This window comes from Candidatus Methylomirabilota bacterium (assembly GCA_027293415.1).
Lineage (GTDB): Bacteria > Methylomirabilota > Methylomirabilia > Methylomirabilales > CSP1-5 > CSP1-5.
This window is the reverse complement of the sequence record JAPUFX010000073.1, coordinates 1-7064: the sequence shown is the minus strand read 5'-3', so window position 1 is coordinate 7064 and position 7064 is coordinate 1. Positions and strand designations below refer to the sequence as shown.

Genomic DNA, 7064 nt, shown 5'->3' with positions numbered 1-7064 from the left:
GACTGAACCCCTGCTTCGGCTGCCCCTGGTCGGAGTCGGGGACCGGTCCCCGGTCGGCATCCCGGAGCGCTATCTTCCCCCTTCCCGGCCGCGGGGGCCTTGGGGGGTGGGGGGGGCCCCCCCCCCCCCCGCCTGGGGGGTGCTCAGCGAGGCCAGCGCCGAGCGCCGAATCCCGCTCCGTCCCGATGGGACGAGAGTCTCTTCGGAAAACGCTTTCGGGACTAGCGAAAGTGCCGCACCAGCGCGGAATGCTAGTGAAAAATAGTTGGTGCGGCACTAGTTAGCTTCTGCGTGTACGCAAAAGAATGAATAAGTGTACAAGGGGAATCTGTCGTCCTGCTTCTTGGTGAAACGGATGCCGTGTCGGTACCCCGTGCCGTTGCGATCTTCGGCGGTCCACTGCACGGACCCCATCAAGGCCAGGGAGCGCCCTTCGATATCGAGGCTCACCGTGATCGTTTTCCCATGGGCAAGCCGCTGAGGAAGAAGCGCACCAAGGCCGCTAGCGCTCAGATCACGGAGCTTCCCAGAAGTCTCTACGAAAGAGCCCGTGTGGACGCGAATGGAGACGGTGAAGGTCAACCTGGCGTCTTGCCGGTCACTGGCGTCCGGAGCCGCCATGGGGGACCAGGACTTTGGGATGCGGGGTGTCGTAAGGATCTCCCGCACGGCGCTGACGAGGTCCTCCAGGTGGACAGGCTTTTGCAGCAGGCGGTTCGCCCCGAGGTTCAGGAGAGATTGGCGAAGCCCGGCGTCGTCAAGTCCGCTGCTGACCACAAGGACTGGGATCTCCCGAATAGTTGCATGAGCAAGCCGGTACTCGAGGAAACTCCGACCATCCATCACAGGCATCTCCAGGTCAAGGATGATAAGGTCTAGTTTCCCCCTATCAAGCCACAGGAGCGCCTCGGCTCCATTGGTAGCCTCGACCACGAAAAAATCCTCTGCCTCGAACACATCACGATACATCTCCCGGACAGAGTGATTATCGTCAACGATCATGAGGGTATGTTGGGTTCGCATGATGACCTCGCCTTCCTACTTCTCGTCTTTGCTCCCCTCTGAAGCTGCTCTCAATCCCACCACGACCTCAGCACGACTCGTGCCACCGGTGGGCAGAGCGTCAGATGCGATTTACGGTAATCCTTTGTTTGGCAGGAGTTGTGGATATTCGGACTACTATGATGGGTGCGAAGGACTGGGCGCACGGCGAGCATCATTTGCCTGCTGATTATGAAAGCATTGCATCTTGTCGCGGATCTCTCCCCCTACACTCGCTCGCGACCCTTGCAACATGGCAGGGCGTTCAAATTGTGTTTATTTTATCAAGTTGGAATGGGACTAGTCCCGTTCCAACCATCTTCCTCGAACAAACGTAGAGTAGATGGGCAACGCCTACCTGTTGTTCACCGATCGAGACGGTTCGCTTTATTCCTGCTTTGCATTATGGAAAACAAGTTGGAATGGGACTAGTGAGAAACTTCAGCGTGTTCGCGAAAGAAGGAATAGGTGTACAGGGGGAAGGAATTCTCCTGCTTCTCGACAAAGCGAATTCCGTGGTGATACCCCATGGTCGTGAGGCTTGGGGCAGCCCGGTGAACGAAACCTGCCAAGGCCAGTGAGCGCCCCTCGATGGTGAGGCTCACGGTGATCGTGTCCCCTTGGGGAAGCCGGTGAGGAAGATACGCGCCGAGGCCGCTGGCGCTGAGGTCACGGAGTCGTCCGCGAGTCTCTGCGAAGGCGCCTGTGCGGACACGAATGGGGACGGTGAAGGCCACCCTGGCGTCCTGCCGCCCGCTGGGTTTTGGGTCTGCCATGGTGGGCCAGACCTCCGAGATGCCGGGTGTTTTTAGGGTCTCTCGCACGGCGCCGACGAGGTCCGGCAGGTGCACAGGCTTTTGCAGCAGGCGGTCCGCCCCGAGGTTCAAGAGAGATTGGCGAAGCCTGGCGTCGTCAGCCAGACTGCTTACGACGAGGACTGGGATCTCGCGGATTTTTTCATGCACAAGCCGGTACTCGAGGAAACTCCGGCCATCCATGACAGGCATCTCTAGGTCAAGGAGTATAAGGTGTGCCTTCCCCCGCTGGAGCCAGAGAAGCGCCTCGGCTCCATTGGTGGCCTCGACCACGACAAAATCCTCTGCTTGGAACAGATCACGATACGTCTCCCGGATCAGGCGATTATCATCAACGATCATGACGGTATGTTTGACGCGGATCATAACGTGGCCTCCCTAACCAAGGTGTGATGTCGGATCGGGCTCAGGAAAGGGATCTGATCCTGGCCGGCCACTCTCGGTCCTGGGAAGATCAGTAAATCGCTGGGCAGGTGTGGTAGAGGTTCGTTCGATAGCTCAGGCTGGTGAGCGTCCAGATGAAAGGAACGAGGGATTATCCACACACCTAATCGTCTTTGTTAGCGGCTAGACGTTTGTCCTTTCGCAAGGTTGCTTTAGCAAGCAGCGTACCAATCACCGGCAGGTTTGGGACCGTGCCGGGACCGTTTCTGTGTAACGTGTAGAATTGTAAAGTCTTTTAAATATTATTCTTGCTGGGAATATGGTGAAAAGAGGAGTCAGGGAAAACCTGCGTTGTGTTTGATACTGTAAAGATTACTGACGCGAAAAAGGTGTGATACGTGGATGCGCCTGGAAATGAAGGATCTTCTGCTTAAGAGATCCTGTAAGCTCTATCGACACACTGCGCGTCTGATGACCTTCTGAGGCGGGGTATTGCTGTGAGGGAAACGGGAAAAAGCTGTGCAGGGAGCGGCTGAGAAAGAAAGGGGGAATTTCACTTCTTCTTTTGCATGGGACTGTCAGAATCCGCTGTGACGAGGAAGGCCGCAATTTTTCCGTTATCGATGACTGGCCGGCACCGGAGGCGCTGCCGTATGCCCGGAAGCTTTACTTCGCTTGCCGCCTTTGTCCCCAGCGGGTCTTGCGACAGCTGCGCCAAGAAGCTTTCAAAGACAGACCGATCCCGTTCCGTAAGTAGGTCGGCGAGTGGCCGACCGGTCACCTCGGCTTCGGATTGCCCAAGCAACCGCAAGGCCGTAACGTTTGCCGAAAGGATCTTTGCATGGGCATCGAGATGGATGACCACATCGGCGACGGCATGCACCAGACGTTGGTAGTATTGCTTTGACGCAAACAGCTCACTCACGATCTGGCGCGGACGGAACCCTTCGTAGCCAAAAATCCTCTGGGGCTCCTGGCGCCCCCGGCGAGTGGTCAGCAGTGATTTGATGGCCTCTAGGATGTTGGGGATGACCACACTGAGCGGGCCCTTGGCTACGTAGGCGTCGGCGCTCAAGCCGGGGAGTTTGGCGACATCCTGGGGGCCTAACGCCGTAAACGCAATGATCGGCAGCAAGCGACCCCGCTCCTCTTGCCTGATCAGGCGACAGAGATCATGGCCATCGATTTTCGGGAGCACGATGTCGAGGATAGCCAGATCACATGGATTGTCTCGGAATCGTTCCAGTGCCTCGAGGCCGTCTCGAGCCTGGATGATTTGATAGTCCTTGGCCGAGAGCGTATCGGATATGGCCTCCATAACCACCAGATCGTTATCCGCGATGAGGATCCGCTGACCGACAGGCACCAGGTGTCCCCCCTCATCCGCTAGGACGCTAGCAGGCTAGAACGCGTGAAATTTCGGATTTCGGAATTCGAATTTCGAATTTTTCGCATGTCCAGAGTTGAAGATTTCAAATTCGCAATCCGAAATTGCAAATTCGAAATACCCTTGGGGACTGGTATCAACCCAACCCCCACTGTACTATACCTTTTGTATTATGGAGTTACACCCCGCGCAAGCAATTTTTCCCAGAGGCGGAGAGCGGAGGGCGAATAGTCAAGTGGGGGGGAGCGGATAGCGGAGTGTGGAGAGCGGAGAGTCAAGAGCGGAGAGTCAAGAGCTAATGGCTCTAACGTCTCAACTCTAAACACTTAGCTCTCAACACTCAACGCTGAACTCTGAACCCTAAACTCTCAACTCTTAACTCTAGACTCTCAACCCTGAACCCTGAACTGGCGACCGGGGACTGATGACCGACGACCGCTAACCGCTGACCCTGGGGACTGGTATCAACCCAACAAACCCAATAAGCTCAACAAACCCAACAAACCCCAGATGAACCCAACAAACTCAACAAACCCAAGCAACCCAACCCCCCAACCCCCACTGTGGATAAGGGTATGCAAAAATCTGTTGACAACATGTGGGTCATTCATATAGAACGCCGTTACAGTCCTACAACCCCCCCTTGGACGGGTGCAATTGTGCAAGAGTTGCATGTGCATCCAGGTGCCCAGACCATTCCGTTTCACTCTGGTAGGGATATAAAGTACCGTAACTTCTTGTTTTCTCTAGCGGACCGAAAAAGCGGTGCAGCCCTTGCATCTACTCCCAAAACCCGCCGGGTACTCCTTCTCGCTCCGGCGGGTGCCGAGGACGTAAAGGTGTAGGATCTCATCCTGTTTTTGGGGGCCTTCTCTCGGTCCGGAGATGTCCCATGGAAACAACGTCTCAGGTTTTGATCTTAGAGGAGAAGCCAGAGGCCGCACAGGATATCCAAGGCCTCCTATCCTCGTCCGCGGTCACGGATGTGGCCGTCGCCTCGTGGTCAGACGCGCTGAGGCTTTTGCGCGACAACCGATTTTACGCTGTCGTCTGCGACCTCGACAACATGCCCGGTGAAGGCCGGAAGGTGTTGGCGGCTATCCAACGCGAGGCCCCCAACATAGCCAGCATCGTCATCGCGGACACCACGGACCCCGCCGTGCTGGCCGAGTGTACGGCTGCCGGGGCCTTCGAGGTCCTTACCAAACCCCTCAACCGCTCGTCGTTTCTCGCTGTGCTGCACCGGGCGATGACACGGAGCCAGCTCTGTGCCAGCGACCGTCCCATGCCGGCCCAACTGCCCAAGCGAAGTGTGGAATGGCCCTTTGCGGAGATCATCGGTGATTCCGAGGCGATGCAAGGGGTGTTTCGCTCGATTACCAAGGTCGCCGAGTCGGATGCCAACATCTGTCTGTACGGAGAGAGTGGCACGGGGAAGGAACTGATCGCCCGGGCGATTCATGATAGCGGCCGCCGCCGCGGGCGGCCCTTTGTGATCCTGGATTGTGCCGCCATCCCCGAGGGTCTCATGGAGAGCGAGATGTTCGGCCATGTCCGCGGGGCCTTCACCTCGGCCGTGGGGGATCGGGTAGGGGTCTTCCAACTGGCGGACACCGGGACCCTGTTCCTCGATGAGGTGGCCGAGCTGCCGCTCGCTCTTCAGGCAAAGCTCCTCCGGGTCATCCAGAACCGGGAGTTTCGGCGCGTGGGAAGCAGCCACCCCGTCCGCGTCGATGTCCGCATCATCACCGCGACGAATCAGAATCTCGTTGACCTGGTGAAGGCCGGCCGCTTTCGGGAAGATGTCTTCTATCGGCTGGACGTCATCAACATCATGATGCCTCCCCTCCGGCAGAGGAAAGAGGACATCCCGCTGCTCGTCGATCACTTCGTGCAACAGTTCAACCAGCAGAATAACAAGCAGATTCAGGGTGTCACCGCCCGGACGCTGCGGCTCTTGCTTCAGTACGACTGGCCGGGCAACGTGCGCGAACTGCAGAACTGTATCGAACGCGCCGGGGTCATGGCGGACCGGAACGTCATTGATCTTGCGCAGCTGCGACAGGTGCTGCACCCCGTCGCCCAGGCCGACGACCAACCCGAAGGGGGGTCCACGCTGCGCGACATGGAAAAGGTACTCATCCTGGACGCCTTGCGCCAGACCCGCGGCAACAAGACGGCAGCGGCGGGACTGTTGGGTATCAGCCTGCGCGGGCTCCACTACAAGCTGAAGAAGCTCGAAAATGACAATATTGCCGCGGAAACCGGCTAGCGCACAGAAAAAATCCAGCAGTGACCGTCGAATGAATGGGTGTTGTGAGACGGACATCAGCGTAGTCCTGAGCGATGCCCCGCAAATACGGGGCAGAGTCGAAGGGAGCGACGTCCCGCAAACGCGGGGCGGAGTCGAAGCCCGCAGGGCGGATTATTCATCCCGTATGAATAATTCGGGTTAGCAGCGTGCAAGCCTTTCATCGTATCCCCACCCAGCTAAATCCCCTCAACTTTAAATAAGTTTCTCCGACATTCCATCTTCCAATTGCCCAAGATCGTGCAGACTCTTCACAGCGTGAGTGGAAAGACCACCGACACGGGGGATGTCATCATTGCGATCTCCCCATGTTCGGCGAAGAATAACCTTTTGATTTCCTTAGTGATAACACCATAGTCACTGGGCTCACCCTTGGTATAAGCCTGCCGTGGCATAGAACTAGCAACCTCCCGTCCATCAACGGTCCGTTCATTCCTTCACCCGCGGGGCCTTCTTAAGGAGCAACGCATACAGATGTGTGGCATCGTTGGCTATATCGGACCGCGACAGGCCGCAACCGTCCTCTTGCCTGCCCTCCGACGTCTCGAATATCGGGGATACGATTCTGCGGGCATTGCGACCGTCAATGGGGAAACCCTTGACGTGCGCAAAGCCGTGGGGAAGATCGTCAGGCTCGAAGCCTTGCTCGAAAAAGATCCTCCCCAGGGGTCTGTGGGTGTTGCCCACACGCGCTGGGCGACCCACGGGCGTCCCTCGGACGCTAATGCGCACCCCCACGTCGACTGTGGGTCCCGCCTGGCCATCGTTCACAACGGGATCATCGAAAACTATCGAGAGCTCCGCAAGATCCTCGCTCGAGAAGGTCATCGATTCCGCTCTGAAACGGATACAGAGGTCATCGCGCACCTGATCGAGCGGCACCGGGCGAACGGGCTGCCCGAGGCGGTACTCCAAGCTGTCCGGGAGCTCAGGGGCGCGTATGCCCTCGTCTGCGTCGCGGGCGATGCCCCCGACATGCTCGTGGCTGTTCGCCGCGGCAGTTCTCCGCTCATCATCGGTTTGGGGGATGGGGAAGTCTTCCTCGCCTCGGACATCCCGGCAATTCTTGGCGAGACGCGCGAAGTCCTTGTGCTGGAAGATGGAGAGCAAGCGCTCTTGACCTCCG

6 protein-coding genes are annotated in these 7064 nt (G+C 57.7%); 3 read left to right on the top strand and 3 right to left on the bottom strand.

Annotated elements, in window-relative coordinates; all coding sequences use genetic code 11:
* A partial coding sequence (locus tag O6929_05680) for a hypothetical protein (GenBank protein MCZ6479875.1) occupies window positions 1-265 on the top strand: 265 nt, incomplete at its 5' end.
* An 11-nt stretch (window positions 266-276) separates the two neighbouring features.
* Here O6929_05680 and O6929_05675 read toward each other — a convergent pair.
* The 3 genes from O6929_05675 to O6929_05665 form a co-directional block, all read right to left on the bottom strand.
* Window positions 277-1023, bottom strand: a complete 747-nt coding sequence (locus tag O6929_05675; GenBank protein MCZ6479874.1) for a response regulator — start codon at window positions 1021-1023, stop codon at window positions 277-279.
* 446 nt (window positions 1024-1469) lie between these two features.
* Window positions 1470-2222 (bottom strand): response regulator, encoded by a 753-nt coding sequence (locus O6929_05670; protein MCZ6479873.1) that lies wholly within the window; start codon window positions 2220-2222, stop codon window positions 1470-1472.
* A 571-nt stretch (window positions 2223-2793) separates the two neighbouring features.
* The gene (locus tag O6929_05665; GenBank protein ID MCZ6479872.1) at window positions 2794-3606 is read right to left on the bottom strand and encodes a response regulator; all 813 of its coding nucleotides are present in this window, start codon (window positions 3604-3606) and stop codon (window positions 2794-2796) included.
* A 913-nt stretch (window positions 3607-4519) separates the two neighbouring features.
* Between O6929_05665 and O6929_05660 the strand changes: the two genes are divergently transcribed.
* Both O6929_05660 and O6929_05655 read left to right on the top strand, forming a co-directional pair.
* Window positions 4520-5899 (top strand): sigma-54 dependent transcriptional regulator, encoded by a 1380-nt coding sequence (locus O6929_05660; GenBank protein MCZ6479871.1) that lies wholly within the window; start codon window positions 4520-4522, stop codon window positions 5897-5899.
* 513 nt (window positions 5900-6412) lie between these two features.
* Window positions 6413-7064 (top strand): glutamine--fructose-6-phosphate aminotransferase (locus tag O6929_05655; protein ID MCZ6479870.1); only part of this gene is annotated, 652 nt, incomplete at its 3' end.